We start from the raw sequence: 26,956 nt of genomic DNA, 5'->3' as shown, positions 1-26,956 counted from the left end.
GTTGGGTCGTGGTGGCGCTCAACGCGGCCTTGTTGGACAGTGTTTTCGCGGGCTGAGGCCCTTCGTCCGTTGCCCAGGAACATCGAAGGATTTTCATCGCCGCACACCTCAACGTCCGCCCGGTTGGGAGCCTTTAGATGTGGGTTCATCAGTGCTGAAGTGTTGGGCCTTCAGCTGTACTTCGCCGTTCGTGGGGATCGGGTTCCCCATGTAGTCCTGTGCCTTAGCAGTGCCTGCTGAGCCGCGTCCTCTAGGCGCTGGCTCAGTTGCTGGATCCGGATCAGGTCCGTGGGGAAGGACGTCTGGAGACCGCAGAGATCGTCCAGTGATTCGTGTATACGGCGAGGGGTGGGGGTGCAGGCCAGGAAGCGCTCCAGTTCCTCGGAGGCCCTGTCCCATTCCTGTGCGGCGCAGTGCACGATCATGAGGTTTCCCTTCACGTTCGCGGCGGTTGGGCCGTCCGCGGGTGCCTCGGCGCAGTACATCTGCGCCGCTGCGCGCAGATGATCGCGGTGTTCCGGGCTGTGCAGGAGGCGCAAGGCGATCCCGTAGTCGAAGCGGTACCAGGCGTTGTTCGGGTCGAGTTCGATGGCGCGGGTGTAGTCGGCGAGGGCGTCGCCGTAGCGGCGCATGGCGCAGTAGGTGTCGCCACGGTTTGCGGTCATCCAGGCGCTGTCGGGGTCGAGTTCGATGGCGCGGTCGTGGTCGGGCAGGGCGTCGTCGTAGCGGCCCAGGGCACGCAGGGCGAGCGCACGCACAGCGAAGGGGAAGGCTTGGTCCGGGATGAGTTCGATGGCGCGGGTGTAGTCGGCGAGGGCGTCGCCGTAGCGGTGTGTACTGCGATGGACACGGCCCCGCCCGAGGATGGCCGAGACTTCGTCCGGGTTGATGCCGATGGCGCGGTCGTAGTCGGCCAGAGCGTCGTCGTAACGGCCCATCTCGTGGTGGGTCCCGGCGCGGTTGGCGAGGTGCCAGGCCTTGTACGGTTCGAGGGCGACGGCGCGGTCGTGGTCGGCGAGGGCGTGGGAGAGCTGCCCCATGGCCTGGTGGATGCGCCCGCGCTGTGAGATGGCGTCGGCGTAGTCCGGTTTGAGCATCAAAGCGCGGTCGTAGTCGGCCAGGGAGTCGACGAGGCGCCCCGACGTCCTAAGCGTCTCGGCGCGGTCGACGACGTACCAGGCGTTGTCCGGTTCGAGGCCGATGGCGCGGTCGTGGTCGGTGAGGGCGTCGTCGTAGCGGCGCATGGTGCGGTACGTCTGGGCGCGGCTGCTGAAGGCCCAGGCGTTCTCGGGGGCGAGTTCGATGGCCCGGTTGTGGTCGGTGAGGGCGTCGTCGTAGCGGCGCATGGTGCGGTACGTCTCGGCGCGGCTGCTGAAGGCCCAGGCGTTCTCGGGGGCGAGTTCGATGGCCCGGTTGTGGTCGGCGAGGGCGTCGTCGTAGCGGCGCATGGCACGGTACGTCTCGGCGCGGCTGCTGAAGGCCCAGGCGTTCTCGGGGGCGAGTTCGATGGCCCGGTTGTGGTCGGCGAGGGCGTCGTCGTAGTGCCCCATCACCTGGTAGGTCAGCCCGCGGCTTTCGACGTACGAGGCATCGTCGGGTGCGAGTTCAACAGCCCGGGCGAGGCTGCCGAGCGCCTCGTTGTAGTACCCCAGAAGGCGGCTGGCCTCGCCATGGCCGTACAGCGCGCGGGTGAACCCGGCGTCCAGGGCCAGCGCCGACGCGTAGTCGCTCAGGGCCTCGGCGTAGCGGCGCGCGTTGCGATGTTCGCGGCCCCGCAGGGTGTACGCGAGCACGCGGCCTGTGTTCCCGAGCGCCGGGGCGGCCAGGAGGAGGGTCAGTGTGGTGACGAGGCCGGTGGCGTCCTGCTGGGACGCGGCGGTCAGCCTGTCGCCCGACCGCGTGAGGTTGTCGTCCGCACAGTCGCGGCCGGCGAGGGCGATCATCTGGGTCCAGCGCCGAAGAACCTCCCTGCCGTGGTCACATGCGAGTACGACATCGTGGAGCGCCTCGGCCAGAGCGGCTCCGGAACCGGCGCACAGGCGGTGATAGATCTCATTGAGCCGGTGCTCCCGCCAGGCGGCGTCGTCCCAGAACCCGCCTGGGGCCAGCGTGTCCTGCGCGGCCTGGCGTCGCTGCCCGTGGATGTCGGCGAGGAGGGTGTGCTGCTGCTGCCAGCGCGTGGGGGACTGAGTCCGCTGCAGGCGGAGCATCGGATCGCGCACGACGTCGTGGTAGCGGCAGCGGCCCGCCTGATACGTGACGAAAGGCAGGCTGCGCAGCCAGTTGTAGTGATCGACCGCCGCCGCGGGCACGACCGCGCGGTAGACGTCCTCGTCCAGCTGGAGCGGCAGCGCGCAGACCAGGGCGGCTTCTTGCTGGTCGGGCTCCTCCACCCGTCTCAAGAAGCGATCCACCGCCGTCTCGGACGGATCGGTGACCTCAGCCGGGTCCTGCGGCCCCCTCAGGGCGAGCATGTCGACCAGAACCGGCAGCCGGCCCGTCAGCTCGAGGACGACCCGGACGACCTCCTCGTCGGTCACACCGCGGCGGGCCAGCAGCTGCCGGGCCTCGTCCTCGGTGAACACTGCCAGCGGGACCTCGGCCACGAGGTCCAGGTGATCACCCCACCAGCGGGCGTCGAGCCGCCCCTGGCCGCAGAGCACCGCCAGGACGTTCATCGGGAGCCCTGGGTAGTCCTCGCCCACCAGGACGTCTCGCAGCCACTCGTCCAGCACCGGGGCGGTCCGCTCGTACACGTCGAAGAACAGCACGACCCATGGGCGACGTTCGGCCACCTCGGCCAAGTCCTCGAGAAAGACCGGCGTCAGTACCTTCACCGGGGACATCACCAGCTGGATGTCGGAGTGGCTGCGCAGCCGGGCACTGAGCGCGACGCGCACTCGGTCGGCGCTCTGCGCCAGCTGCTGCGGATCCATCGCACCAGCGATCGGGCCCAGCCCGGGCAGCAGCCCCAGCCCGGCCAGTCCGGCCTGGGCCGCCACCGTTGCGGCCGGTGACGCCGCAGGCGCCGACCCGTAGCCCGCGCCACCGCCCGCACCGTCGACTCCTCCTGGCAGGGGCGCCTCGGCTTCGTGACGGCGCTGCTGATAGGTGGCCAGCAGCTTCTCGAACCCCTTCAACGGCGCGCCCTGGTGCCTGAGCTGCGCGCTGATCGCCTCCATCGCCTCGACGACGCTGTGCACATCGTCGTCGAGACGGGTGGTCGCCGCGCCCAACTCCCGTGCCGCGTGGTCCCATTGCCGGACCAGCGACGTCTTGCCGACGCCTGCCTGTCCGTGGACGTGGAAGAGGTAGTCAAAGGCCTCGTTCCCGGGCTCCCGCGACAAGTTGTCGCGGAACATACCCAGTTCGCCGTGCCGACCGACGAAGCTGCTTCTCCGTCGGCGCCTGTTCACGTCCTGCCGCGACGGCTTCTTCTCCGGCACTGGCACCACCCCCGTCCCGACCATGATGCCGCTTCACTCGGAGCTCCGCGCACGCAGGTGAGTACTTCAGCGTGCGTTGATCGAGTCCCGTGGCTGCCGAACCGTCAGAAGCCAAGTCCGAGCTCGAGAGCCCGCCGTACTCGTCCGAAGCCTCAATCGCATGGCGGACCGCCCGAACGGGGTTGGAGAGCCGATGTAGTGTCGCGGTCCTTCGGCAGAGCATCGGCGAGGTGTTGTCCCCGCGAGCACCTGGCGGCTGGGCAACCGCCCTGCAGGTCACCGGCATCGGCTGAACGGGTCCGGTGTCACAGGCCGTTCTTATCAAGGATCTTCATCAGCTTGGGCCTGCGCTTGAGTTCGGTACGCAGTGCCGCAAGGTGGCGAGAGAATTGCTCGGGGTTGCCGAGCCGTTCGTGGCACTCGCGGATGCTGCGCAGCAGCCGGGCGACCTCGTGGTACGCCTGATCACCGGTCGACTGCTTCAGCGGCCCCAGTAGGCGCAGGTAGACGCCGAGCGCGTCGGCCGGGCGGTGGTCCCTCATCCGGTCGGCCAGGCTGAGCAGTTGGCGGTCGTCGGCATGTCCCGCGGCGGCCTCCCAGGCTGCGTCGACCTCGCCCTCGTCGAGCAGTACGTCGACGAGTATGCGGGCGGGATGCCCGAGCCCGGGGACGAAGCCGCCCCGGCTGCCGCTTGCCCGCAATAGCTCCAGTGCAGCCGCGCGCTCGTCCTCCCACCGGCCGCAGGCCCGCGCGGCTGACCGCAGAGACCGGTAAGAGGCCAGGGAGGCGTGGGACCGGAAGCGGCCGCGTCGCACGGTGAGGGCGTCGTCGAGCCGCCCGGTCTGCCCGTAGCGCGCGCAGACCCATTCCACCAGCTGGTAGTCCATGTCGCGTCGCTTCCCGGCGGCTTGGAGCCCGCGCTCGGCCCACTCCAGGGCGTCGTCGGCGCGGCCTGCCTCGTCCAGTTCTCGCGCGATCCGCAGGTGGGTGGAGCCGTCCGGGGCGAGATCGGCGGCGTAGGCGGCGATCAGTGCGTCCACGTCGCCCCGCGCCTTCAGCAGCCGTTCCCTCAGGCGTACCGCCTTGTCGGTGGGCTCGCTCCGCCATGCCTCGGCTGCCAGGTCCAGCGCCCGGGCCAGGCCCGCCGGGCCGAGCACGTCGCGGTAATCAACCGGATCGGCTGGTGTCACCTCCCCGAGGGGGCCCAGCAGGTGCCCGACGAGCCAGCGCGCTGTCGGCTCCGGATCCGGGCAAGCCGCCCGGCATGCCCGCAGGTGCACCGCCGCGAGATCATGCACGGGCGAGTCAAGTTCCAGAAGCTCCTCCGCCTCGTCCGCCAGTTCATAGACCTCGCCCATCCGCCACAGCGCCCACCGGGCCCCATCGACCGCCTCCGCGGTCCGGCCCGCCGCCATCAACGTGCGCAGGACCGATACCGCCTGCGTCACCTGCCGGGCGTAGGCGTCGACCTCGTCGGGATCGGCGTACCCGCCGCGGGCCAACGCCCCGGGATCGAGCAGCCCTTTGACTCGGTCACGGACCTGCGTACGGTCGGCCCGCGCGACCTCGGCCCGCAGCAGCAGGCGGTCGCGCAGGTGGGGGTCGGCAGCTACCTCCTCGTCCAGCAGCGCGAACAGGGCGTCCCGGTCCAGCGACTGAAGCCAGGGCGTGATCCAGTCCTGATCAGCGGGCCGCACGGCGCCGGGGGGCGGTGCCGGGATCGCGTCCGCGGACGGCTCCGGGGCGGCCGGGGCGGTCTGCCGCAGGGCCGCCAGGCCCACCGCGACGCAGTGTTTGCAGAAGTGGCCGCCGGCTCCGTACGGGCAGTCGCATGCCCCCGTCAACCCGGCCTGCCGCGTGATGACGAGCTCGACGTGGTACGTCTCCCGACCCGGCACAGTGGCGCGGAGCGTGCCGTCACCGATGTCCAGGTCGCTCACCGCACCCGCGTAATCCTCACCGCGACTGAACGACGTCGGCCCCGCCGCGGCCCTCAAGTCGCTCTCGTCGAAACTTAGTTGGATGTCCGTAATCCGCGCCACCCCTCCATTCAAACCGATTCCGGTACCCGGCGGTGCCGGCGTTGAGCATTGCCTGGGTTGTCCGCAGTCAGTTACCGGCGTCGCCTTTGGCTGTCAGGGGGCCCGGCTAGCCGGCCGAGGCCCGCCGCCTTCAAGCGCAATCTCAGTGGCCCGCGGGTGATCCTTCGATCGCCATCGCCGAGGGGAGGCGCGCGTGGATGGTTTTGCCTCTCCCATGGCCAGGAGTGAGGTTCACCTCGCGGACCACGAGGTGGACCGGCACGACGCGCCGGCGACCCCGGAGGCTCTGCGATCGCCGCGTCGTCACCGGACGAGCGGTCGGTTGATCGCCCAACTCGTGGAATTCTTCGACGCGATGGCAGGCGGTGAAGACCACTTGAAGTGACTGCCCAGGTCGAGATGCCACACCCGGGGCGGCGCGGCCACCGAGCACCGGGGCGTGGTCAATCCGTGGTTGGTTCGTCGTTCCGGGATGGGAAGGCGGCCGAGCGGGAGCCGACCAGCAGCAGGCACAGGACCGCCACACCCGCGATGACGCCGGTGAGGAGAAGGAGCGGGTTGAGGGGGCGGGTGGCGGAGGCGGCGTTCCGGGTGTCCAACGCGGGTTGTGCCGCCCGAGGTGCGGCGGAGGTGGAGGTGGTGGCCGTGGGGGAGGGGGACTGGTCGTCCTTCTTCGACGCTGCGGGCGCGGCGGCTTTGGCGGTGGGGCTCATGCGCATGGACGGAGGCTTTGCCGGGGCGGGTCGGGTCGCGGGCGCGGCGGATGTCGGGTGCTGGTGGGCGGTGTTGGTGGGGGCGGCGGCAGGTTCGACGACAAGCTGGGCCGTCATGTTCGGGTGCACGGTGCAGACGTAGCCGTACGTCTCGGCGGTCGCGAAGGTGTGGCTCCAGGTGCCACCCTTGTCGAGCATCGGGGAGTGGATCGACGCGGGGCCTGAGGTGGTCTTCACGTCGTGGGGTGCTTGGTCCTGGTTGGTCCAGGTGACGGTGTCCCCGGCGTTGATCGTCAGGACGCGGGGGCTGAACGCGTAGCCCGACATGAGGGCTTGGTGGGTGGTGGCCGCCTGGGCCGGGGGCGCGGGCAGGACGGGCGGCGGAGCCGGCCACGAACAAGGTGGCAAGCAGGGCGCGCGGGACGGTCAGGCGGGGCATGTGAACTCCGCGGCGACGAGCAGCCGGATGCGGGCTGCGGGGCGGGTGCGAGGCAGGGTGAAGCCGGTCGTGCGGCGCAGGGCGCGGTAGTGCACACCGAGGGTGCCGAGCACGAGCAGCCGGTCGGCGGTGCGGTCCACGACGCGGAGCGAGAACGTTGATTGGACGGGGGCGTCGCCCAGGGCGAGTTCACCGGCCACGCGCAGGCGGGCGCCGTCGTCCTTGGCCGTGATGGCCGTGCTGACGAAGGTGAGCGATTTGCCGCGCAGAAGTCGGCCGCCCAGCTCCAGGCTCAGTACGCAGTCCTCGGCGGCGGGCGTGACGGTGAGGGTGGCGTCGAGGGGGGTGAGACGGTGGCGCAGGATGGGCAGCGGGCCCAGGTGACCGGTGAGTTCGGTGATGCAGTGGTCGGGCGCGGCGGCGCTGTACGAGCCGAGCTCGGGCAGCCATTCGGGGCCCGGGCGGGGCGTGGGCAGGGTGGCGGTGGGAGGTGTTTCGGTGGTCATCTCGGCACCTCGGTGGGCGAACGAATTGACGGGCGGGGAGAATGAGGCGGGCGGTGGGCCGGCCGAAGGTGACTCGGCCGGCCCGCCGTGTCCTCTGAGGGCAGCGGGCCGGGTCTGGTTCAGGAGGAGTTGGTGACGTAGTCCTCGGTGGGGGCGAGCAGATGCTCGGCCCAGACGGTGTGCATCTTCACGTAGGCCTCGGGGTTGAGGATGTCCGTGACCTGCTGGCCCAGCGACTCCTGAAGGTGCGCGGAGTTGATGTGCTGGAGCAGCACGCTGAGGGTGTCGTCGGAGACGCTGCCGGCGCCGTTCACCGCGGAGGTGAGGATCGACTCCAGCCAGACGTTGTGCATCTTGATGTAGCTGTCGAGCTGGAGCGCGTCTTGGACCTGCTGGCCCGGGGACTCCTCCAGGTGCGCCTTGTCGATGTGCTGCAGGATCGGCAGCAGGACCTGCTGAACGCTGACGCACTGCTCGTCACCGCCGTCGTCCCCGCCGCTGGTGCCGCCGGTGCTGTCGCCCCCACTGGTCGACCCACTGGTCGACCCGCCGGTGGAACCGCTGGTCGAGCCGCCCGTGCTGCCGCCCGTGGTGCCGCCGGCGGACCCTCCGGTCGAGCCGCCCGCGGAGCCGCCGCTGGAACCGCCCGTGCTGCCGCCGCTGTCGTCGGCGACCACGGTGACGGACGCCGTCATGTCCGGGTGGACCGCGCAGTAGTACTCGTACGTACCGGTCTTGGTGAAGACCCTTGCAGGTCGGCGCCCGGCTCCTCGTTGCAGATGCGCTAGGGAATGGCGACCGTCTCGCCCTGTACCTCGACCTGAAACGGCAGCAGCGGCGTGTGCCTGGCACCCGGCACCACGGACAGGACATCACGCACGTCATCGGCGAGGCAGGACGGAAAGGCCGCCGCCAGAACATCCGCGGCGTTCGACGGATCCTGAGGCAACTGCACAAGGCGAGGACAAGCAGCGAACCTTGCGGCCCGTCCGCCTCCACCTCAGCGTTACGGGGCAAGCCTTAATCCGAGGCGTTTGGATTTCGTCCGGCTCGCTGCGTCTGGTACTCACCCCTACCTGCGTGCAAGCTGGTTCCCGCGCCATGGGCAGGACAGACCCTCCGGCGCAGGGTCAACGTGTTCGAGCACCGATTCGGTTCCCGCGTGACCTAGGCGATTACGGAGCGAGGGATTCAGTCCGCCGAAGCGCACGCCATGCGCACCGATACGTCTAACCCTTGTCGAAGGTGACAGTGGTGTGAGGGGGTGCTACGTCTTGTCCGCTGCCCCGAGCGGCTGCATCGGGTCGCGGATCAGCCGGGCCTGGCATGCACCGCTGCACGACGCGCCAACTCGTCTGCAGGACTGCGGCGCCGACGGCTGTGGAAGCCCGCGCCCGCTCCCAACTGCGAGCGTCCCGGCGCGCTGTGCCACCACTGATGCGTCGGGCTGTAGTCGCAACAGCAGGATGCCGAGCCGGCATTGGTCACGGAGGCGTGGTCTACCGAGTCCGAGGGCGCGCTACGAACTCGCAACCGGTTGACGAAGTGGAACGTCGCTCCGTATGTTAACCGGAACGATGTTCCGGATATTGCCAGGCGGAACAGCTACGCCCTCCTGCCCGCTGCCCACCTCACGTGGCCCCTGGTAGACCCAACCGAAAAGGCAAACGCATCATGAGTGTCTCGACCCGCACGCCGGCCCCTTCCAGCTCAACGACCCCCGTCTTCTCGGTCAGTCCGTTAGTGCTTCCGACTCCCGGCCGCGCCGTGGACCTGCAGCTGCGGGTTTCCGCACCCATGTCCGGTGACGATCTCCCGATCCTCCTTCTCTCGCACGGCCACGGCAACTCGAACGACCTCTCCTCGCTGAACGGCTACGCGCCGCTGGCCAACTTCTGGGCGGCCCATGGGTTTGTCGTGATCCAGCCCACCCATCTGAGCTCCAAGTCGCTGAGCCAGATCCTGGACCACGGCACTCCTGAAGCGCCTCTCTACTGGCGATCACGGGCCACGGACATGAAGCTGATCCTGGATCAACTCGATGACATCGAGGCCGCCGTGCCCCAACTCCTCGGTCGCCTGGACCGCACCAGGGTCGCCGTGGCGGGCCATTCCATGGGCGGCCACACGGCGAGTTTGCTGCTGGGCGCCCGGCTCACCGATCCGTACGACGGAATGGAAGTCGACCTGGCCGAGTCCCGGATCAAGGCGGGCGTGCTGCTTGCCTCGCCCGGCAGGGGCGGCGATGCCCTTACCGAGACGGTGGCCCAGACCTATCCATTCTTCCTGACCACGGATTTTTCTACGATGGCTACACCCACCCTCGTAGTCGTTGGCGACAAGGACGCTTCCCCGCACCTCACGGTTCGCGGGCCCGCATGGCACGCTGACCCGTACTACCTCTCACCGGGGCCCAAGTCCCTGCTCACACTGTTCAATGCGGAGCACGGACTCGGTGGAGTCTCTGGATACGATGCCGCCGAAACAACGGACGAAAGCCCCGAGCGACTCGCGGCAGTCCAGCACCTCACCTGCGCCTACCTCCGAACCACCCTCTACCCCGGCGATTCCGCATGGGCCAAGGCGCGGAACGTACTGTCGGCGAGCGTCAATCCACTTGGACAGGTCGAAGACAAGTAGCTGCTGTCGGTGTAGCCGACCAGTAGCGCGAGGGCGGGTGTCCACCACCAGGAGAGGACGGGACCTGACTATGCGTTGCACAAGGCATGTGCGGCCGCAGTTACACCCCCCACCCGAGTAGGCCGACCCGGCAACGGCCTGCAGTGGTGGTCACCCCCACCGGTCGCCTCACTCACCCGGGCTCAATCCAGTGGTATGCGGCCCGATGACGCCTCAAAAGAGCGCCTGGTCCATGAGTTGGAACGCCGGGAGCCTCCATCACGGCACGGGGTGCCCTTGTCCGCCCGTCGTCGTCGTACACCGCGGCGGTCGAATGGCATCTCGTCGGCGCGGGCTTCGCGCTCCGCGGGGATCTGGCCGGATCTCGTGGACGACGTGGGCCGGGCGCCGCCCGGCGTGGCCGAACAGCAGCACCTTCGAAAACGCTCTAGTGGCGGGGCGACGTGCTGGCTTGAACCAGGACTCGTGCCAGGTCGGTGCTCTCCGGAAGGCTGTCGAGCGGGAGGGGTTGCGTGGCGACAACACCCTCGTGCAGCACGAGGAGTTGGGTGGCGAGGGCAGCCGGGTGCGAGCAGCCCGCTGTGGTGGCGAGTTCCTTGAACAGGTTCAGCAGCCAGAGCTTCTGGTTCGCGGCGATGCGGTGCGCTGGATGCGAGGGGTCCGGGATTTCGGCGAGTGCGTTGATGAAGGCGCATCCGCGGGTGTTGGTTTGGGTCCAGGTCCGCAGTGCCTCGAAGGGGGCGGTGACGGCCTCGGTGGGAGTGTTGCTGGCGTCGACAGCAGCACGGACGAGGGAGCGCCATCGCTGGTCGCGGCCCGCGAGATAAGTCGCCACGAGGTGGTCTTTCGAACCGAACTGGTTGTACAGGGTCCGCTTGGTCACTCCTGAGTGCTCAGCGATCAGATCCACGCCGACCGCTGTGATTCCGCGGTTGTAGAACAAGTCCTCTGCGGCCGCCACGATGCGGCGGCCGGCCGGCGTCATAGGCCGCGCTTCCTGCACTGCGGGTCCCTTCACTGATCGGTGTACGGTGAGAGATGTTCACAGATCAGTATACCTACGAGGAGGTGCAAGCGATGAGCGCGTACCAGTCCATGCGAGCGGTGCGAATCACAGGGCACGGAGGGCCGGAGGTTCTTGAGCTGACGGAGGTCGCCGTCCCCGCCCCGCGGGCGGGAGAGGTACTGGTCCAGGTCAGCGCAGTAGCGCTGAACAACACCGACCTGTGGACCCGGGAGGGCGCCTACGGCCGTCCGGGAGCCCCGAAGGCGATGTCGGGCTGGCGCGGCCCGATCGACTTCCCGCGTATCCAGGGCGCCGACGTGGCCGGCAGCGTCGTGGCCGTCGGGACCGGAGTGGAGGGGGGCCTCGTCGGACGCCGAGTGGTCGTCGACCCCGCGATCTACGACACCGAAGGGCCGGACGCCCACCCGGTGGGCCTAATGGGGAGCGAACGCGACGGGGGATACGCCGAGTACGTGACGGCGCCGGTGGAGCGTGTACATGACGTGACTGCATCGCCGCTCACGGACGACCAGCTCGCGACGCTGCCGACCGCCTACGGCACGGCGCTGGGCATGATCGAGCGAGGCCGGCTGCAGGAGGGGGAAACCGCCCTGGTCTCGGGAGCGTCCGGCGGCGTCGGCCTCGCGCTGGTGCAGATCGCCTGTGCGCGTGGCGCAAGGGTGCTCGCCATCAGTAGCGGACCCAAGATCGATGCGGTGCGCGAAGCAGGCGCGCACGAAGTCATCGACCGCGCAGGAGACGTCGCCGAGCAGATCCGCACTGCCGCCCCGGAGGGCATCGACGTCGCACTCGACGTCGTGGCCGGCGAACTGGTCAGCGAGGGGCTGCCGCTGCTGCGCGAAGGGGGCCGGTGGGTCATCGCCGGCGCACTCGGTGGCTACGACGTGGCCTTTGACGTGCGCCGCCTCTACCTGCACAACGCCCAGGTCATCGGATCCGCGATGCACACGCCCACACACTTCGACCTCCTCATGGACCTGGCTCGTCGGGCAGAGGTCCAGCCCGTCGTCTCGGCGACCTTCTCCCTGGACCAGGCCGCTCAGGCCCAGGAAGAACTCTCCCGCAGGGAGCATGTGGGAAAGATCGTCATGCACCCCTGAGTTCCATCCGACGGATCACGGGCAGAGCCATGAGCGGCCCACCCCGTACTTGGCAGATCTGGCAGCACGGCGGACGGATCCTGCGCATCATCGTCGGCGAGCGCCTGATCCGTCCGCTGACCGCCGGCGACGCCGTCCGGAAGGACATGGAGGCCAGGTTCACGGTCTCGATGCCTCTCATGCGCTAACCAGCCGACCCAACAGGTAGCCCGGCATCATGCGGCCCCGGGCTACCCCTTGCTCACGGCGTCCGCGACGAGCGAGCACACCGCCCGCGTGCACCTCCTCGTTGTTGCGCCCTTGCGCATGACGTTCGCCAACTACAGCGGACCTTCGCCAGATCATCAGAGACCGGACAGTGGGGCGGCAAATGGCTCCGCCTTAGGTGGGTTTTCCTGCGGCGCTCGTGGTCCTGCCGGCGGATCGCATGTACGCGGACCAGCCGCCGGGCGGGGTCTGGCCGACCTCGAGGGCACGCAGCTTGGCGAGGACGGCGGGGTCCTGGGCGTCGAGCCAGTCGACGAACTGACGGAACGACACGAGGCGTACATCCTTCTTGTCGGCGATCCGTTTGAGGGTCTCTTCGACAGCGTCCATGTAGATGCCGCCGTTCCATTCCTCGAAGTGGTTGCCGATGTACATCGGCGCGCGGTTGGTCTCGTAGGCGCGCTGGAAGCCGGCCAGGTAGGAATGCGTGGCCTGGGTGCGCCAGGCCGGGTAGTTGTACGAGGGGGCGCGGGTGGAGTTGTACGACTGGTTGGCGAGGATGTTGTAGTCCATCGACAGGACCTCGAAGCGGTGGCCGGGGAACGGGATGCCCTGCAGGGGCAGGTCCCACACGCCGTGCTTCTTCGAGGGCCAGCGCTGGACGCCCCCGGGCGAGGAGGCGTCGTAGCGCCAGCCGAGCTCGCGGGCGACCGGCAGCAGGTTGTCCTGGCCGAGCAGGCACGGGGTGCGGCCGCCGATGAGCTCCGTGTCGTAGTCGAAGGGAAGCGACGGGTGGTCGTGCCAACCGGTGTTGGTGCGCCAGGTCTTGACGAACGTACGGGCCTGTTCGATTTCGCTGCGCCACTGGGCGGGCGTCCAGTTCGCCACGGATCCGGAGCCTGCGCAGAAGTGGCCGTTGAAGTGGGTGCCGATCTCGTGCCCGTCCGTCCATGCCTGGTGGACGTACGTGAGCGTCTCCTTGAGGTGGGCGTTGGTCAGGTAGCCGATCTCGGAGGCGCCCCGGGGGTTGTTCGGCGGGTTGTAGAGCCGCTTTCGTTCTTCGGGGAGGAGGTACAGGCCGGAGAGGAAGAACGTCATGGAGGCGTGGTGCTGGCGTGCCAGTTCGAGGAAGCGCGGGAACAGGCCGGTGCCGACCTCACCGGCACCGTCCCAGGAGAAGATCACGAACTGCGGTGGTTGCTGGCCCGTCTCCAGACGCGCGGGCGCGGCGGGCTGCCTGGGCTGCCGGCCGGTGTGCGCGGTGGAGCCGTCGCCGATCAACCGGGGCAGGGCCTGGTCGGCGCCTCCTGCGGGCGGTTCGGGGTGGCGGCCGGGGTTTGCCGGGGTCCGGCTGTGGGGCTCGCCGTGCCCGCATCCGGCGAGCGTCGTGGCGGCGGCGCCGAGGCCGACGCCCAGGCCGAGGCGTGCCGCGTCTCGGCGGCTCAGGTCACTCATGGGCATCCCAACCCGCGCCGTGCGAGGGCGCGTTGTGCGTCCCCCCACGGACAATTGGAACTATTGCACCATAAGATAGATAAAATGATTAACGTCATATTTCTGACGGCGTGGCACGCAAAGGGCTGCTCAAGAGCGTGTGTGGTTCCGGCATGGGCGCGCTGGGGCGGGGGAGGGCCGAGGCCCCTCGAGGACCAAGGCGGTGTCGTCAGGGACGGGGCTGATGTGTCAAGCCGGTCCCCTCGGGGCAGGTGGACCGGCGCTCGCGCCGACTGCAGGATCACGAAGCCGGTGGTCGCGGCCAGGGCCAGCCAGGGAGCGATGCCACTCAGCGGCAGGGAGCAGCCCGTCCGCGCTGAGCACGTCGACCAGTCCGATGGCCCTGACGGCCGGCATCGGCATGCTGTCCATCCAGGCCATCATCGGCCGGAGCCGGTCACGACTGCGGTCCAGCTTCACCCAGCCACCGTAGACATGGAAGAGCTGTCCTCGTGAGCGCCGGTGTGCCCGGGCTGAGCGTCATCTTCGACGCCGAGTTCCTGACTGCCACCAGCGGCGGCATGTCGGCCTTCGGTATCACTGGCTGCGCTCGCCGCCTGAGGACGGTCGCTCAGCTTGTACTCAGACGCCCTTGACGCGTCTCGTCGAGGTGCGTGGGCCGCCGTCCCGGTGATTGGCTAGATTGGGATACGGGCGAGCAAGGACCGATGCCTTGGGCGTCAGAACCGCCCATGGGCTCCGGCGCAGTTGTAGCGCCTGCACCTTCCCTCACCCTTGTGCGGCGAGAGAGCGGCAGGCAGCAGTGATGCACGACGGGCCGATGCCAGTCGGGTTGCTCCCGCCCAGGCGAAACGAGGTACCCCATGGACGAGCGTGCACGGGGGAAGACGGCGGAGTGGGCGCCGGTATCGCTGCTGTCCGGCGATCAGCTCGAGAGGCTGGCGGCTGTCGGATCGGAGTATCCGGTGCCCCCGGCGAGGTTCTCTTTCTGGCAGGTGACGCGTTCTACGACTTCTTTGTCGTGCTGGAAGGCACCGCGGAGATCATCGATCGGCACGGCCAGCCGGAGGAGCGGCTCGTCGCGTCGTACGGCCCCGCGGAATTCCTGGGTGAGATAGGCATGCTGACGGGCGAACGCTCACGCTTTGCCGGCGTGATGAAGACTCCGGGCCGACTGTTGCGGGTGCCGTTGGAGCAGATCCAGACGATCGTCGCGCAGGACGGTGATCTCAGCGAGTACATCCTGCGGACGTTCCTCGTGCGGCGGGCGAACCTGCTGAGGAGGGGCGCAGGGGTCACGCTCATCGGCTCCCGATATGACGAGCGATGCCGAGTCCTGTTGCACTCGTTCTCGCGCAGCAGGACGGCCGTGGAGTGGCTGGACCTTGAGGATCAGCCGCAGGCGGAAGTGATCCTTCGGAGGCTCGAGATATCCACGACCGACCTCCCCATCATCCTCATCCCCGGCCGGCCGCTGATGCGCAACCCGCAGCCGGCCGACATCGCTGCGGAGTTCGGCGAACCGCCCGATGCAGTCGACGGTCAAGAGATTTCCGAGCTGCTCGTCGTCGGTGGCGGCCCGGGCGGGTTGGCGGCCGCGGTGTACGGCGCGTCCGAAGGGCTTCAGACCGCCCTCCTGGATGCGGACGCCTTTGGCGGTCAAGCCGCCACCTCATCAAGAATTGAGAACTACCTGGGATTTCCGGCCGGTCTGCCCGGCGCCGAATTGGCGGCCCGAGGGACTGTTCAGGCGGCGGGTGACGTGGTGGTGCCAGCCGGGCCAGGAACGGCCTTCGAAGTGGTCCAGGCCCAGGCCGCAGGTTGGACAGCCAGTAGTCGGTGGGAAGCTCGACGCCTTCGGGCCATTCGACCAGCAGTCAGCAGTCAGCAGTCAGCAGTCAGCAGTCGGGCAGGATCCCGTCCCACCAAGCCCCGTTCGGCCGAGGCGGCGGCCTTGACGAGGCGCTCAACGGCTCTGCCTGCCAGGCGGACACGCGCGGGGGCGAAGCGGGATCGTAACTCTCCTCGCGAGCCCGGCCGCCAGGTGGTGAAGGCGTCGTGCTCGAGTCCCGCAGCCAGGGCCGACACTGAGCGTGCCCGGTGGCGATGTTGTGGCTGGGGCCAGCAGCCGACCGTCCCGTTGCGGGCGGGCGGGCGGGCGGGCGGGCGGGTGGAGGAGACGTGTGTCTGCTGGAGGCTACAGACGCGACGGGCCGCCGCCGCGGCAGTGTCCAAAACGGAACGGGACCTGCTGTCGGCGTGCTCCTTTGAATGCTCCACCAAGTAGACAGTCATGTGCACCACGGCTCAGGCCACGTCAGTGCCCCGCTGGACGGCTCGCGGTGAGCGAAGAGGGCCGTGCGAAGCCGAGAAGAGGTCATGGCCTGGTCGGGCGGCTGTTGTCGGGGGAGGTCACTCGCTCGGCCTGGTGCGGTCGGCGGCGAGGCGGGCCTCGAAGCCGTCGAGGATGGACTGGAGGCCGAATTCGAAAGTGTTGTCGGGCGCTGCGACGTACTGCGAGGCGGCGGGGGTGCCAAGGCGTGCGCGCAGCCGCGGGTATTGCTGGGCGGTCTCCGTAGCCCGTGCCATGGCGTCGGTCATCAATTGCTCCGCATCTGCGCCGTTCTTGCTCAGCCGGCGCTTCAGCGACACCTCCGCGGCGGGGCCGAGCGCGCTGCCGAGTACGAAGGTGAGCACGGTGGCGGCGGCCCGGTCCGCGTCGGCGGCGGTGAAGCCCGCCTTTTCGTAGATGGCGAGGCTGAGATCGTCATGGCGGGCCTGGCCGGGTCCGTGCATGAGATGGCTACCGAACGCCTGGCCGAGCCAGGGGTGCCGGGTGAGCATCGCCTGCATGCCGGCGGCCTGGATGGTAGCGGCCGTGCGCCAGTCGGTGGCCTCGAGATCGGGCTGCTCGATCTCGTACCAGATCGCATCGCTGGCGAGCCGGACCAGCTCGTCCTTGGTCTTGATGTGCCAGTAGACGGCCGTGGCGGCCGAGCCGAGCCGTTTCGCCAGGCTGCGCATGTTGAGACCGTCCAGCCCCTCGCCGTCCAGCAGCTCGATGGCCGCGTGGACGATCCGGTCTGCGGTCAGCGTGTCTCTCGGCATGGGCGACACCTTAGTTGAACTTAGTTCACGCGAAGGCTTGCACTTTGTTCAAGTGGCGGCCTACGCTCCTCCTCGTACTTAGTTCAAGTCGGTGGAGGGGGAGCAATGCCACAGGAGAAACTGTCGGACTTCGTCGAGGCGCAGGCCAAGGAGTTCGGAGTTCCCGGTGTCGCCGTCGGGGTGCTTCTGGACGATCAGGAAATCCACGTTTCGCACGGGGTGACGAGCCTCGCCAACCCGCTCCCGGTCGATGAGAACACGCTGTTCCATCTGGCATCCGTGTCCAAGACCTTCACGGCGACCGCGCTGATGCGACTGGCCGCGGAGGGCAAGGTGGACCTGGACGCGCCGGTGCGGCACTACGTCCCCGAGCTCAAGCTCGCCGACGAGCAAGCCGCGGCACAGATCACCCTCCTGAACCTGCTCAACCACACCGCGGGCCTGGACTGGAACCTGATCGACGACGGCAAGGGCGACCGCTCTCTGGCCGGACTCGTGGCGAAGCTGCCCGAGCTGCCGCTGATCGCGCCGCCCGGCGCCCGCCCCTCGTACAGCCAGGCCGGATACAACCTGGCCGGACGGGTCATCGAGAAGGTCACGGGCCTGCCCTTCGAGCAGGCCATGGCCTCGCTCATCCTGGAGCCGGTGGGTCTATCCGGCACCGTGTACGGCCTGGCCGAGGTGATGGTCCGTAAGTTCGCGGTGGGCTACAACCGCAGCGAGAACGGCGAACTGCACCCCGCCCGGCCGTGGGGGGCATTCAAGGAGGGCGCGCGCGCCGACAACCCCGGCGGCGGCCTCGCTTCCTCGGCGAGCGATGTGCTGCGTTGGGCGCGATTCCAACTCGGTGACGGAGACGGCGTGTTGCCCGCAGCAGTGCTGCACCGCATGCGGGAGCAGACCGTCAAACTGCGTGCCAGCTCGCTCGGGGACGGCTTGGGCATCTGCTGGTTCCTGCACGACCTGGACGGCATTCTCGGGATGGGACACGGCGGGTCGGGCAACGGCCAGTTCGCCGAGCTGCTCATCGTGCCGGAGCGCAACTTCGCGGTGGTGTGCCTGGCCAACGCCGGGCCGGACGGCTACCACTTCAATCAGTCCGTCGTGCAGTGGACGCTGGAGCACTACCTCGGCGTCGTCGAGCGGGAGGCGGAGCCGGTCCCGTCCGACCAGGAGCAGGCTCAGGAAGTCGTCGGCCGCTACGAGATCGACGCCATGACCCTCGACATCGCCGCCGATGGCAGCCGCCTTACCCTGGCCGTCGATATCAAGCCGGAGATCCGTGAGGCATCGGACGAGGAGATGCCGCCAGGCTACCCGGCCGCAGCCATCGGTTTCCTTGCCGGCGACGGCGACGAGTACGTCGTCACCGAAGGCGGCCTCAAGGGACAGCACGGCTACTTCTCCCGCGACGACAACGGCGCGGTCGTCGGTGCCGATCTCGCTGGCCGGCTCTTCAACCGGGTCGTGCAAGCACCCTGATGCAGCTGGTTCGGGGCGGTCCCGAGCGGCCGCCCCTGTGGCCGCCCGACCGACGACAGCAGGCCGGACGCATTCCGCTGGATCTCCTCGGTAGCCTCGCTGCTACCACCACGGTGGCCGCTGGGACTTGGGTCTTCCGCGCCGTTCGCTCGCGCCGGCTTTTGGCACGCAGCGCCACCCACAGGCCCGTGGGTCAGCGGTCGGTGGTGTGCACGAGGCCTCCGGGCAGCGGGACGCGGCCAGCGCAGCGCGATAAACGCGGAGACGTCGATGGGCTTCGCCGGGATACTGGGCGCCCATGGATGAGGTCGAGGTCGTTGTCGCCCATTCCGAGCGCGCGACCCTGCGCGTCGGCGACGTGTTCCTGAAGGTGGACGCCGATCAGGCGCGCATCGACGTAGAGGTCGAGGCGATGGCCCTGGCGCCGGTGCCGACTCCGGAGGTCTTGTGGCGCAAGCCGCCCGTGCTCGCACTCGCCGCGGTCCCCGGGAGGGCGCTGGGCCGGCTCGGCGAGCCGTCGACCGCGTCGCCGACGGCGTGGGCCGCGGCGGGTGCCGTCATCCGGACGTTGCACGACGCGCCGCGGCCCGCCCGGCGCGGCCGGGCCGGCCGGGGCCTGGAGGAGTTGGCGACGGATCTCGACGGCGAGTGTGAGTGGCTCGTGGCGAACGGCGTGCTGCCCGCCGGCCTGGTCACCCGCAACCGCCAGGTCGCCGAGGCCGCGCTCCGGCCGTGGACTGCCGTGTTCACGCACGGCGACCTGCAGATCACTCACGTATTCGTCGACGACGACGAGGTCACCGGCATCATCGACTGGTCCGAGGCAGGTTCCGGTGATGCCCTGTTCGATCTTGCCATCTTGACGCTCGGACACGAGGAGCACCTCGGCGACGTCATCGCCGGCTACGGCACCGACGTCGACCTCGACGTGATCCGCGCGTGGTGGTCGCTGCGCAGCCTGCTGGCGGTGCGCTGGCTGGCCGGGCACGGCTTCGACCCGTTCGCGCCGGGCTGCGAGGTCGACGTGCTCAGATCCCGAATGTGAGGCTGTGTGGGCGGCTACCCGTCGCATGCCGGTCGGCAGCGGCCGGCGGCGGGCGGACCGGCTGGGCACCGCGCTCACCGAGGCGCTCGCTCCCGGCGAGCGGGCCGGCACGCGCGACGGCGCTGTCCCTGCCGACCCGCCTGGACGCGCACTTGAAGGTCATGTAGGCGCGGGCCCAGGTCAACACCGGCCCCGCGAGCGGCAGATGCCCCACGAGGCGGCCGCCGGAGCCCTGGCGACGCCGTCATTCCCTGGCACACCCGACAGGGTGGGGTGGGCTCGAGTGGGCTGCGCCGCGGCACAGGCTGTGGCACGGTGGGGGCTGGCCGGCCCGTCGCTTCCCCCCGTAGCGGTGGGCCGGCCGTCGTGCCCGGCGGGTCAGCGGGTGAGGGTGACGGTGATGGGGGTGTTGTGGCAGGCGTCCAACTCGCCGGCGAGGGCCGCCTGTTCGGTGGGATCGATGGTCAGCTGGTGCCGGGTTCTTGGTCGGTGATCCGGTCGATCGGGCAGCCCGTGCCCGGGGCGACCGTCAGCGGCAGAGCTACGATGTCCGGCCCTGGCAGGGCACCGAGCCACCACATCCACGCCCCGGAGAGCCCTTCCGGCTCGCGTGCAGCCAGAGCTCAAGCCCCTCATCAGCGGTCCGTCGATGCCTCCGGGGCCTGGTGACACCCCCCGGATCATCAACGACAGGAGGGGGAAGTCATGCCGGACCCGAAGGCCGGAGGCCCCATTGCGGAGCCACGAAGGGGGTGACGGGGGGTCAGACAGGCGGATGCACTGTCGCGTTCCGTTCACGCGCACGGATCAAGCCTGTCAGGCTGTGGGGATGGTGGCGGAGGGCTTGGTGTTTCATGTTCTGCCTGATGGTGGGGACCCTCGGGGCAGCAGCTTCACGTTGCCTGCCACCTGGCTCGCGGCAGAAGGCGGCGGGCAGGTCGACGTGCACGTGACCACGCTGGTGCCCGGTGCTGTGCGAGGCAATCACTTCCACGTGCGGCGGCGGGAGTTGCTGCTCGTCGTGCACCAGGAGGCCTGGTCCGCCCACTGGGACGAGGCCGGCGACGGCACGCCCGTGCACAGCCGGACGTTCGGCGGACAGGGCGCCGTGCTCGTCGAGGTACCGCGGCTGGTCTCGCACGCCGTGCGTAACGACGGTTCCCTCCCGCTCCAGATCACCGGGTTCAGCGACGGCATATACGATCCCGCGTCACCCGACGCGTTTGCCAGGAGAGTGGTGGCCTGATGAGTGCACCGCCGGTGCGATTCGCGACGTTCTGTCACATCAGCGAGCTGGGCGCGCCCGGGTACCAGGAACTGCACCGGATGGTCGCGGCCAGCAGACCACTCACCCTGTGGGCACCCTCCAGCGCGCTGCTGAAGGACCCCGAGTGCCGCATCGCGCCCGAGCAATTCGTGAAACACGTTGAGAACGGGCACATCCGGATCGTCGCCCGCCGACGATGGCTGATCGACCGCGAGGCACGGGACACGCACCCCTGGGCGGGGGCCCGTTGGGACCCGGCAGTTGACGGCGCGATCCGCAGCATCATGGAAGAGGATCTCGGGATCGCAGATCGTAGCCTGCGCCGCGTGGTGGCGGCCGAGGACGAGCAGGGCTGGCAGTTCGCCGAAGAGGCCGTCGAGCTGGATCCGGAAGGTACGCGCGCCTGGGAGGCGCTGCTCGCTTCCGACGAGGCCGAGCAGGTCATCCCGCCCGGCACGCTGGAGACCGCCCGCCGCCACGGTGGCGACGACCTGCGCCTGCAGGTCGTCGCGATCCTCCGAGACGCGTTCAACCACGGCAACGCGGTGCGGGAGTCGGATGCCGAGATCCCGTTCCTCATGCGTAGGACGGACCGGGCCTTCGTTCAACGGATTGCGGCGATGCCCGCCCCGGTGCTCACTGCCCGGGTGCCGCGGTCCACGCCGTCCACGGACAACGGGGCGGTTGCCGTCGATCTCGCCGAGGTCACCGGGCAACTACTGGACGTTCTGCGCAGCTTGGAGACTCCGCGGACCGACGTCGCCAGGTTCGTCGGCAGCCCCGGCCATGCGGCTCTCGTGGCTTGGGTGGCCGCGGTCTGCGAGCGCATTAGATCCGGCGGCGTCGGCGCGGCGAATGTGGACGTCGCCCGGGAACTGGCCGCACAGCTCGCGCAGGGCGGCTTCCCTGGGCTCAGCCTGTCCGAGCTGGGACGCCGCTGGACAGCAGGAGAGTCACTGGCGGCGGCAGTCGGGACGCTGGACCTGTGGATCACCGCCAGCCCCTTCGCCACCGGGAGCCCGGGCGTCAACGACGTTCTAGGTCTGCTCACCGCGGCGTTTCCCGTGGGACGTGGGCTGTGCCGACGCGTCGGCCTGATCCCCGGTCACTTCGACGGCGAGCAGTGGCCCTTCCTCTATGCGGGCAGATCAGCGACCAGACGTTCGGTGCCTGCGCTGCTGCAGCAGTTGGAGGACCGGTCCGACTGAATGCCGGTTCGGTACGGGGGCGCGGGGCCGCCCCATCAGAGGGCGATCCCGTGCCGTTCCTTGCCGCCGTCACGGCGGGCTACTCGATGTTGATCTTCAAGGTGCTGGTCGTGTTGCGGACGTCCTGGGCGTTGCCGCTCATGCGCAGGTTGCCGTGTCCTGCCCACGCGGAGGGCCGTGGGCGAAGCCGTCCGTCGACTGGGTCATCGGCTTCGCCTGTTGGTGACGAGCCGGAATGCCCTGGCCGTGTCACGGGTCGTTCGCTGGCTCAGCTTCTTCGATAGTACGTTCTCGATCTCCGCAGGCAGCTGGCCGGAGTGGACCCAGGTGATGAGCGATTCGGCTACCCGGCGCAGCTTGATGTTGGTGTGCATGGATGTCTCGCGGATGATGTCCCAGGCTTCGTCGGGCGTCACTCCGCCCAACGCGACGATCACACCCAGCGCCTGGTCGATGACCTCGTGGGAGTGCACCGCCTCCCGAAGCTGCGCGATCTCGGCCTGCAGTTGGAGGATGGCTTCGGAGCGGGTCGCCGGCGTCTGGGGCGCGTCGGCCGGCTGGTTGGGGCCACGCATCACCGAGGGCTCCGCTGTGGGGGGCACGTCGCCGTCGCCGCTTGCGTGAGGTGGGGGAGGGTGCCGGTGAGGGTGAGCAGGCGGTGCACGGCGGGGCTGGTGGCGCGCACGACGAATGACTTGGCCATCTTCTGGGCGCGGTGGTGCATGTGGAGCAGGACGTTGAGGGCGGCGCAGTCGCAGAAGCCGACGCCGGAGAGGTCCAGTTCCACGCCGCCGGTGGCGCGGGTGAGCGCCTCAGCCAGCGCCTGCTGCAGGATCGGGTTGCCCTCCAGGTCGAGTTCGCCGCAGACCAGGACCACGCTCCGGTCGCCGACGGCCTCGACACTGATGGTGAGCGGCGCCGGCAGGGCCGCCGACGCCGGTAGCGGCGGGCGCTGGAGTTCGGTGCCGCAGGCCGTGCAGGGCACGTCTTCCCGGGGGAAGGCCGCGTGAGGGGACATCGGTGCTCCCGGCGCAGATTGTGGTCGGCCGCTTCCAGCATCACCTCACCACCCGTTCACGTCAAGAAAACCATGAAATGCGGTACGTCCTTTTGAATGCGTGAATCAGGGACCGTATCCTGGGGGGATGGAGCGAGCGCCGGAACCTCACGCAGGCTGGACCTTTTTGACCAATCACTCCCGGGTGTTGGCGGCCATCGCCGAGGACCACACCACCCGGGTCCGCGACATCGCGGCCCGTTGCCGGCTCACCGAACGGGCCGTACAGAAGATCATCGCGGACCTGGAGGAGGGCGGATACCTCACCCACAGCCGGGAAGGCCGCTCCAACGTCTACCGGATCGCCCCCGACCGGGTCCTGCGCCATCCCGCCGATGCCCCGGCCACCGTCGCCGAACTGCTCTCGGTCCTGATGAGCCACGAGGCCGGGCATACCGCCGCCACCGCAGACCACGACGCCTGAGCTGAGCACACGGTCCGGGTGGCAACTGCCTTGAGGAGCCTCGTTCCTCGAGTCGGCGGTGGCCGTGGCTCCTGCCGCCGAGCTGACGGCGGTGTTTGCCTGAAGACCTGCCGCCTGGAGATCCCCTGCATCCCCCGCTAGGACGCGAGGGCATGTCCCTTACATGAGCGCATCAAGGCCAACGTCCTCGGCTACGTCGACGGGTGGTGCAGCGCCGGCGCAGGGTGCCGTTGCCGCAGTTGGTAGCTGAGTGCGGCGAAACGGCGATCAGGTGGTGCGTACGCGCCCAACCTTCCCGGCCCCCACCCGGCTTGCTGCGCCGGTGGGCGGACGGCTCCAGGCCGTGATCCCGGGCGGGGCCAGGACCTGGAGCGAAGGCCAGAGGGCGTGGGCCGGCTATGCGGCTGGGGTGAGTTCGGCGCGGCCGAACAGCAGGGCGTGGCCGGAGGGGAGCTGGCGCAGCATGCGGGTGAGCAGGTCGGGACCGGCCAAGGCTGCCACGACACCGAGGACGGAGCCGGTGTCCCAACGGGTGGGGCCCACAGGGGCGCCGGTGCGGGCGGCGAGGTCCTGGACGAAGGCCCACCCGGTCAGGGGGCGGGGGTCCGGGATCTGAGAGGTGAAGATGCGTGCGGCCTCAAAGGGCAGACGCGCGGCCAGCTCGACGCGTTCGTCGCCGGTGATCTGGCGTCCGAGGCCTGCGACGACGAGACGGACGGCTTCCTCGGCCCGTTCCCGGGTGGGGTAGGCGCCGTCGTAGCGAACCTTGTCCAGCATCTGCTCGTAGGTCATCACGGGCGGGTGCTGGCACGATGCACGCCGGTCGGACATCACGGGGGTCGTTGCCTTTCTGCTGCGGAGGTGCCCGCGCCCGCAGGGGCCTATGGACACCAAGGGGGGTCAGGTGGGCTGTGGGTGGCCGAAGAGCAGGTCGTAGCCGGCGGGGAGCTGGAGCAGGATCTGCCCCAGCAGCTCGTCGCCGGCAGCATCGGCGACCGTGCTGAGGACGGCGCTGACGTCCCAGGTGGCGGTCTGGTCGGTGGCTCCCTCGATCCAGGCGGCCGTCGCCCGCACGAACCGCTCCGGTGAGAGAGGTTCGGCGGATTGCAGCGGGTTGAGCAGGATCAGGGCGAAGCCTTCCGGCAGCCGAGCGGCCAACTGCGCGCGCACCTCGCCGACCAGGTGCGCGCCCAGCAGGGCGAGCACCACGCGGGCCGCGCGTTCTGCCTCCTGCTGGCTTCCGTACTCGGCGCGTTCTGCCACCTGGTCGAGGAACGCTTCCCGCCGCAGGGTCATACCGGCCGCCACCCTTCTTCACTGCGGTGGTGCGGAGGACGGGGTGAGGGGGGAGATCAGGTGCCCGTCCTCCGCCGTTGTTCGGGACTCGTGGTCCGGCTCAGCCGGAGATTTCCCTGCGGTCGGATGTGCCGCCGATGGCGATCTTGCGGGGCTTGGCGCGTTCGGCGATCGGGATGCGCAGGGTGAGCACGCCGGCGTCGTAGTCGGCCTTGATGTGCTCGGTGTCCAGCGTGTCGGCCAGCACGATCTGGCGGGAGAAGACGCCCAGCGGCCGCTCGGACAGTTCCATCTGCACGCTGTCGGTCTTCGCCGCGGGCCGGCGCTCGGCCCTGACGGTCAGCATGTTGCGTTCCACGTCGATGTCGATCGCGTCCGCGCTGACGCCGGGGAGGTCGAAGGCCACGACGTACTCGTCGCCTTCGCGGTAGGCGTCCATCGCCATCGCGGCCGGCTTGGACCAGGTGCCCGGGCCGATCAGCTGCTGCGTCAGCCGGTCGAGCTCACGGAAGGGGTCGGTGCGCATCAACATGGTGAAACACCTCCACAAGGTTCGGGCAGTTGCTGCCAATGCGCTGCACTGAAACCGTTGTAGCATGTCATCCAATGGATGACAAACAAGGTTGTCGTCCAAAGGGTGACACCTAAGGGAGGTGCCCATGACCGCAGCCGACCGGCCGGCCACACCCAGCGCCGACGCCCACAACCCGGCCTCGTTCCTCGCCGCCGCGGCCGCCCTGCACGCCATAGACGACGCCCTGCGCGCCGCCCGGCACGAAACCCCCGGCGCCCCCGATACGCCCGACGCCGGCCCGGAACAGGCGCTGGCCTCCCTGCTGCTGCGGCAAGTACGTGAGCGGCTCGCCGGCTGGGAGACCGGCCTGATCGAAACGGCCCGGCACGCGGGCGCCGGCTGGGCCGACCTCGCCCACCCCCTGGGGGTCGCCAGCCGCCAGGCCGCCGAACGCCGCTACCTGCGAGGCCGGCCCGGTCCCGCCGGAACCACCGGCGAACAACGCGTCCAGGCCACCCGCGAACGCCGCGCCGCCGACCGCACCAGCACCGCCTGGGCCCGCCGCAACGCCGCCGGCCTGCGCCGCATCGCCGGCCAGATCACCGCCCTCACCGATCTTCCCGCCGCCGCCCACCGCCCCCTCGGTCAACTTGACGCGGCCCTCGCCCAAGATGACCCCGCCGCCCTCATCCGCCCCCTCAACGCGACCCGCGCCCACCTGACAGTCGGCCACCCCGACCTCGCCGCCCAGCTCGACACCCTCACGCTCCCCGCCGCGGCTCCGGACGCCGTCGATTGACGCATGCACAGCGATCTGTACGACGTCGGATCCCGCGCGGCAGAACCGGGCCGGTCGGCCCCGCCCAGCTGGGGCAGGCAACCCGTCACGACACTCTTTCGAGTCTGAGCATCATGGGAGACCACTCGCGAGGCGTTGAGAAAACCTGTCATGGCGGTGGTAGACATTGATTCGTCGCGGGGTTACTCTTCTCTCGTAACCCAGGAAGTCGAAGAGGGCGTGGCAGACAAGAACTGCCATGCAAGCAGGTCCAGCAGGACGCGGCCCGCAGTGGCCGTGCGCAGTACCCGCGGTATCCAGCAGTGCTACCGAGTAACCGAAGGAAAAGGAGCGAGACGCCATCAGGATCGCCCGGGCGAGGAAGGATGCTCGCCCCGGGTACGCAAGGCCCCGGATTGGAAGGTGGTCCCCGGTCACGCATACGAGATCCCCGCACCCCCGCCCTCCCAGGCGAAGTGTGCGGACACACAAGCCCGGCATCGTTGGCCGGTAGATGGTGTTGCAAGCTCGGGGCCCGGGCGCCAGGACGGCGCCCGGGCCCCCCGACGCGTCCCCGGAAGAAGAGGTCTATGCCCCCTGTCAGTCCCCGCCCCGCCGATAACTTCGACGACGACGACTACCCCGCCTACACCATGGGCCGGGCCGCCGAAATGCTCGCCACCACCCCCGCCTTCCTCCGCGCCCTGGGCGAACACCGCCTGATCACCCCGCTGCGCTCCGACGGCGGCCACCGCCGCTACTCCCGCTACCAATTGCGCATCGCCGCGCGCGCCCGCGAACTCGTCGACGAGGGCACCCCCATCGAGGCCGCTTGCCGCATCATCATCCTCGAGGACCAGCTCGAAGAAGCCCAGCGCATCAACGAGCAACTGCGCGCCCAAGGCGACGGGACGCAGCCGAAGACCTCGGCCTGATCAGGGCACCGGATACGAGCTGAACACCGACCGCGGGCAGGCAGAGCCCGCCCAGCGGTCGATGGGATGCGTGTGGTCATGCCGCCGGTCGCGGTGCATGGCGAACTGCCCTTGGCCGAACGACTCGCCAGCCTGGACGGGAAGTACGACATCCTCGAGTACGGCGACAGGACACAGGCACAGGTCGACGCCCACGTTGTGGCCGAGGCTCTTGGGCTCACTCAGCATCGTCGTGTTAACCCGAACCCACGAATCCACTGTCCTGTA

The 26,956-nt window shown here is 69.3% G+C and carries 25 protein-coding genes and 3 pseudogenes; 11 read left to right on the top strand and 17 right to left on the bottom strand.

Going from position 1 to position 26,956, the window contains the following annotated elements; translation table 11 throughout:
- Positions 1-170: 170 nt before the first annotated feature.
- The 6 genes from ACGFYN_RS43115 to ACGFYN_RS43090 all read right to left on the bottom strand — a co-directional run bounded on the left by ACGFYN_RS43115 (position 171) and on the right by ACGFYN_RS43090 (position 8,101).
- Positions 171-3,362 (bottom strand): tetratricopeptide repeat protein, encoded by a 3,192-nt coding sequence (locus tag ACGFYN_RS43115; protein ID WP_393871485.1) that lies wholly within the window; start codon positions 3,360-3,362, stop codon positions 171-173.
- 389 nt (positions 3,363-3,751) lie between these two features.
- Complete coding sequence (locus ACGFYN_RS43110; RefSeq protein ID WP_393871484.1) at positions 3,752-5,386, bottom strand: SWIM zinc finger domain-containing protein; 1,635 nt, start codon at positions 5,384-5,386, stop codon at positions 3,752-3,754.
- Positions 5,387-5,931: 545 nt separating this feature from the next.
- Positions 5,932-6,528: a plastocyanin/azurin family copper-binding protein gene (locus ACGFYN_RS43105; RefSeq protein WP_393871483.1), complete on the bottom strand. Its 597-nt coding sequence runs from the start codon at positions 6,526-6,528 to the stop codon at positions 5,932-5,934.
- Between the two features lie 99 nt (positions 6,529-6,627).
- Positions 6,628-7,146, bottom strand: coding sequence for a hypothetical protein (locus tag ACGFYN_RS43100; RefSeq protein ID WP_393871482.1), 519 nt, complete (start codon positions 7,144-7,146; stop codon positions 6,628-6,630).
- Positions 7,147-7,265: 119 nt separating this feature from the next.
- Positions 7,266-7,841 carry a hypothetical protein gene (locus tag ACGFYN_RS43095; RefSeq protein ID WP_393871481.1) on the bottom strand — a complete coding sequence of 192 codons (576 nt, stop codon included), beginning with the start codon at positions 7,839-7,841 and terminating at the stop codon, positions 7,266-7,268.
- Positions 7,842-7,930: 89 nt separating this feature from the next.
- Positions 7,931-8,101 (bottom strand): hypothetical protein, encoded by a 171-nt coding sequence (locus ACGFYN_RS43090; protein ID WP_393871480.1) that lies wholly within the window; start codon positions 8,099-8,101, stop codon positions 7,931-7,933.
- A 719-nt stretch (positions 8,102-8,820) separates the two neighbouring features.
- Here ACGFYN_RS43090 and ACGFYN_RS43085 point away from each other — a divergent pair.
- Complete coding sequence (locus ACGFYN_RS43085; protein WP_393871479.1) at positions 8,821-9,786, top strand: alpha/beta hydrolase family protein; 966 nt, start codon at positions 8,821-8,823, stop codon at positions 9,784-9,786.
- 427 nt (positions 9,787-10,213) lie between these two features.
- On the opposite strand, the gene ACGFYN_RS43080 is transcribed toward ACGFYN_RS43085, so the two are convergent.
- Entirely contained in the window at positions 10,214-10,771 is a 558-nt protein-coding gene (locus tag ACGFYN_RS43080; protein WP_393871478.1) for a TetR/AcrR family transcriptional regulator, read from the bottom strand.
- A 92-nt stretch (positions 10,772-10,863) separates the two neighbouring features.
- Here ACGFYN_RS43080 and ACGFYN_RS43075 point away from each other — a divergent pair, with 92 nt between their 5' ends.
- Both ACGFYN_RS43075 and ACGFYN_RS43070 read left to right on the top strand, forming a co-directional pair.
- Positions 10,864-11,913, top strand: coding sequence for a zinc-binding dehydrogenase (locus ACGFYN_RS43075; protein ID WP_393871477.1), 1,050 nt, complete (start codon positions 10,864-10,866; stop codon positions 11,911-11,913).
- A gap of 29 nt (positions 11,914-11,942) precedes the next feature.
- Positions 11,943-12,101 carry a hypothetical protein gene (locus tag ACGFYN_RS43070; RefSeq protein WP_393871476.1) on the top strand — a complete coding sequence of 53 codons (159 nt, stop codon included), beginning with the start codon at positions 11,943-11,945 and terminating at the stop codon, positions 12,099-12,101.
- A gap of 193 nt (positions 12,102-12,294) precedes the next feature.
- Here the strand turns inward: ACGFYN_RS43070 and ACGFYN_RS43065 are convergent, their stop codons facing one another.
- Positions 12,295-13,575 carry a hypothetical protein gene (locus tag ACGFYN_RS43065; RefSeq protein ID WP_393871475.1) on the bottom strand — a complete coding sequence of 427 codons (1,281 nt, stop codon included), beginning with the start codon at positions 13,573-13,575 and terminating at the stop codon, positions 12,295-12,297.
- Between the two features lie 233 nt (positions 13,576-13,808).
- Positions 13,809-14,058 (bottom strand): annotated as a pseudogene (locus ACGFYN_RS43060) (DoxX family protein); the annotation flags it as partial.
- Between the two features lie 322 nt (positions 14,059-14,380).
- On the opposite strand from ACGFYN_RS43060, the pseudogene ACGFYN_RS43055 reads away from it, so the two are divergent.
- Positions 14,381-14,785 (top strand): annotated as a pseudogene (locus tag ACGFYN_RS43055) (cyclic nucleotide-binding domain-containing protein); the annotation flags it as partial.
- Between the two features lie 546 nt (positions 14,786-15,331).
- Here the strand turns inward: ACGFYN_RS43055 and ACGFYN_RS43050 are convergent.
- Positions 15,332-15,759 (bottom strand): annotated as a pseudogene (locus tag ACGFYN_RS43050) (IS701 family transposase); the annotation flags it as partial.
- 228 nt (positions 15,760-15,987) lie between these two features.
- Positions 15,988-16,683: a TetR/AcrR family transcriptional regulator gene (locus ACGFYN_RS43045; RefSeq protein WP_393871474.1), complete on the bottom strand. Its 696-nt coding sequence runs from the start codon at positions 16,681-16,683 to the stop codon at positions 15,988-15,990.
- A 105-nt stretch (positions 16,684-16,788) separates the two neighbouring features.
- Between ACGFYN_RS43045 and ACGFYN_RS43040 the strand changes: the two genes are divergently transcribed.
- From ACGFYN_RS43040 to ACGFYN_RS43025, 4 genes are all read left to right on the top strand, one after another.
- Positions 16,789-18,165, top strand: coding sequence for a serine hydrolase domain-containing protein (locus ACGFYN_RS43040; protein ID WP_393871473.1), 1,377 nt, complete (start codon positions 16,789-16,791; stop codon positions 18,163-18,165).
- Positions 18,166-18,463: 298 nt separating this feature from the next.
- Positions 18,464-19,210 carry a phosphotransferase family protein gene (locus ACGFYN_RS43035; RefSeq protein WP_393871472.1) on the top strand — a complete coding sequence of 249 codons (747 nt, stop codon included), beginning with the start codon at positions 18,464-18,466 and terminating at the stop codon, positions 19,208-19,210.
- An 898-nt stretch (positions 19,211-20,108) separates the two neighbouring features.
- Positions 20,109-20,456: a hypothetical protein gene (locus ACGFYN_RS43030; RefSeq protein WP_393871471.1), complete on the top strand. Its 348-nt coding sequence runs from the start codon at positions 20,109-20,111 to the stop codon at positions 20,454-20,456.
- The gene (locus ACGFYN_RS43025) at positions 20,456-21,685 is read left to right on the top strand and encodes a hypothetical protein (protein WP_393871470.1); all 1,230 of its coding nucleotides are present in this window, start codon (positions 20,456-20,458) and stop codon (positions 21,683-21,685) included. Before ACGFYN_RS43030 ends, ACGFYN_RS43025 begins: the two co-directional genes overlap by 1 nt.
- A 203-nt stretch (positions 21,686-21,888) precedes the next feature.
- Here ACGFYN_RS43025 and ACGFYN_RS43020 read toward each other — a convergent pair whose 3' ends face one another.
- Both ACGFYN_RS43020 and ACGFYN_RS43015 read right to left on the bottom strand, forming a co-directional pair.
- Positions 21,889-22,260, bottom strand: coding sequence for an ANTAR domain-containing protein (locus ACGFYN_RS43020; RefSeq protein ID WP_393871469.1), 372 nt, complete (start codon positions 22,258-22,260; stop codon positions 21,889-21,891).
- A complete protein-coding gene (locus tag ACGFYN_RS43015) occupies positions 22,260-22,703 on the bottom strand; it encodes an STAS domain-containing protein (RefSeq protein ID WP_393871468.1) in 444 nt (147 codons plus the stop codon). The genes ACGFYN_RS43020 and ACGFYN_RS43015 overlap by 1 nt, the downstream gene beginning before the upstream one ends.
- A 127-nt stretch (positions 22,704-22,830) precedes the next feature.
- Here ACGFYN_RS43015 and ACGFYN_RS43010 point away from each other — a divergent pair, with 127 nt between their 5' ends.
- Positions 22,831-23,166, top strand: a complete 336-nt coding sequence (locus ACGFYN_RS43010) for a helix-turn-helix transcriptional regulator (RefSeq protein ID WP_393871467.1) — start codon at positions 22,831-22,833, stop codon at positions 23,164-23,166.
- Between the two features lie 396 nt (positions 23,167-23,562).
- Here ACGFYN_RS43010 and ACGFYN_RS43005 read toward each other — a convergent pair whose 3' ends face one another.
- The 3 genes from ACGFYN_RS43005 to ACGFYN_RS42995 form a co-directional block, all read right to left on the bottom strand.
- Positions 23,563-23,958 carry a DUF2267 domain-containing protein gene (locus ACGFYN_RS43005; RefSeq protein ID WP_393871466.1) on the bottom strand — a complete coding sequence of 132 codons (396 nt, stop codon included), beginning with the start codon at positions 23,956-23,958 and terminating at the stop codon, positions 23,563-23,565.
- A gap of 108 nt (positions 23,959-24,066) precedes the next feature.
- Entirely contained in the window at positions 24,067-24,462 is a 396-nt protein-coding gene (locus tag ACGFYN_RS43000) for a DUF2267 domain-containing protein (RefSeq protein WP_393871465.1), read from the bottom strand.
- Between the two features lie 100 nt (positions 24,463-24,562).
- The gene (locus ACGFYN_RS42995) at positions 24,563-24,994 is read right to left on the bottom strand and encodes an Hsp20/alpha crystallin family protein (RefSeq protein WP_393871464.1); all 432 of its coding nucleotides are present in this window, start codon (positions 24,992-24,994) and stop codon (positions 24,563-24,565) included.
- Positions 24,995-25,121: 127 nt separating this feature from the next.
- Between ACGFYN_RS42995 and ACGFYN_RS42990 the strand changes: the two genes are divergently transcribed.
- Positions 25,122-25,775 (top strand): type III effector protein, encoded by a 654-nt coding sequence (locus tag ACGFYN_RS42990; protein WP_393871463.1) that lies wholly within the window; start codon positions 25,122-25,124, stop codon positions 25,773-25,775.
- 569 nt (positions 25,776-26,344) lie between these two features.
- Complete coding sequence (locus tag ACGFYN_RS42985; RefSeq protein WP_393871462.1) at positions 26,345-26,689, top strand: MerR family transcriptional regulator; 345 nt, start codon at positions 26,345-26,347, stop codon at positions 26,687-26,689.
- Here the strand turns inward: ACGFYN_RS42985 and ACGFYN_RS42980 are convergent, their stop codons facing one another.
- The gene (locus ACGFYN_RS42980) at positions 26,690-26,917 is read right to left on the bottom strand and encodes a hypothetical protein (RefSeq protein ID WP_393871461.1); all 228 of its coding nucleotides are present in this window, start codon (positions 26,915-26,917) and stop codon (positions 26,690-26,692) included.
- Positions 26,918-26,956 lie beyond the last annotated feature (39 nt).

This window comes from Streptomyces sp. NPDC048419 (assembly GCF_043200415.1).
Classification (GTDB): Bacteria; Actinomycetota; Actinomycetes; order Streptomycetales; family Streptomycetaceae; genus Streptomyces.
Note: the sequence above shows the minus strand (reverse complement) of the source record. Positions and strands in the feature narration are given on the sequence as shown.

Coding starts and splice junctions, on each gene's coding strand:
- ACGFYN_RS43040 (WP_393871473.1), top strand. CDS start 16,789: ATGCCACAGGAGAAACTGTCGGACTTCGTCGAGGCGCAGGCCAAGGAG.
- ACGFYN_RS42995 (WP_393871464.1), bottom strand. CDS start 24,994: ATGTTGATGCGCACCGACCCCTTCCGTGAGCTCGACCGGCTGACGCAG.
- ACGFYN_RS43100 (WP_393871482.1), bottom strand. CDS start 7,146: ATGACCACCGAAACACCTCCCACCGCCACCCTGCCCACGCCCCGCCCG.
- ACGFYN_RS43035 (WP_393871472.1), top strand. CDS start 18,464: ATGGATGAGGTCGAGGTCGTTGTCGCCCATTCCGAGCGCGCGACCCTG.
- ACGFYN_RS43000 (WP_393871465.1), bottom strand. CDS start 24,462: ATGACCCTGCGGCGGGAAGCGTTCCTCGACCAGGTGGCAGAACGCGCC.
- ACGFYN_RS43080 (WP_393871478.1), bottom strand. CDS start 10,771: ATGACGCCGGCCGGCCGCCGCATCGTGGCGGCCGCAGAGGACTTGTTC.
- ACGFYN_RS43115 (WP_393871485.1), bottom strand. CDS start 3,362: ATGTTCCGCGACAACTTGTCGCGGGAGCCCGGGAACGAGGCCTTTGAC.
- ACGFYN_RS43105 (WP_393871483.1), bottom strand. CDS start 6,528: ATGTCGGGCTACGCGTTCAGCCCCCGCGTCCTGACGATCAACGCCGGG.
- ACGFYN_RS42985 (WP_393871462.1), top strand. CDS start 26,345: ATGCCCCCTGTCAGTCCCCGCCCCGCCGATAACTTCGACGACGACGAC.
- ACGFYN_RS43070 (WP_393871476.1), top strand. CDS start 11,943: ATGAGCGGCCCACCCCGTACTTGGCAGATCTGGCAGCACGGCGGACGG.
- ACGFYN_RS43015 (WP_393871468.1), bottom strand. CDS start 22,703: ATGTCCCCTCACGCGGCCTTCCCCCGGGAAGACGTGCCCTGCACGGCC.
- ACGFYN_RS43095 (WP_393871481.1), bottom strand. CDS start 7,841: ATGACGGCGTCCGTCACCGTGGTCGCCGACGACAGCGGCGGCAGCACG.
- ACGFYN_RS43005 (WP_393871466.1), bottom strand. CDS start 23,958: ATGACCTACGAGCAGATGCTGGACAAGGTTCGCTACGACGGCGCCTAC.
- ACGFYN_RS43010 (WP_393871467.1), top strand. CDS start 22,831: ATGGAGCGAGCGCCGGAACCTCACGCAGGCTGGACCTTTTTGACCAAT.
- ACGFYN_RS43085 (WP_393871479.1), top strand. CDS start 8,821: ATGAGTGTCTCGACCCGCACGCCGGCCCCTTCCAGCTCAACGACCCCC.
- ACGFYN_RS43025 (WP_393871470.1), top strand. CDS start 20,456: ATGAGTGCACCGCCGGTGCGATTCGCGACGTTCTGTCACATCAGCGAG.
- ACGFYN_RS43020 (WP_393871469.1), bottom strand. CDS start 22,260: ATGCGTGGCCCCAACCAGCCGGCCGACGCGCCCCAGACGCCGGCGACC.
- ACGFYN_RS42990 (WP_393871463.1), top strand. CDS start 25,122: ATGACCGCAGCCGACCGGCCGGCCACACCCAGCGCCGACGCCCACAAC.
- ACGFYN_RS43065 (WP_393871475.1), bottom strand. CDS start 13,575: ATGAGTGACCTGAGCCGCCGAGACGCGGCACGCCTCGGCCTGGGCGTC.
- ACGFYN_RS42980 (WP_393871461.1), bottom strand. CDS start 26,917: ATGCTGAGTGAGCCCAAGAGCCTCGGCCACAACGTGGGCGTCGACCTG.
- ACGFYN_RS43075 (WP_393871477.1), top strand. CDS start 10,864: ATGAGCGCGTACCAGTCCATGCGAGCGGTGCGAATCACAGGGCACGGA.
- ACGFYN_RS43045 (WP_393871474.1), bottom strand. CDS start 16,683: ATGCCGAGAGACACGCTGACCGCAGACCGGATCGTCCACGCGGCCATC.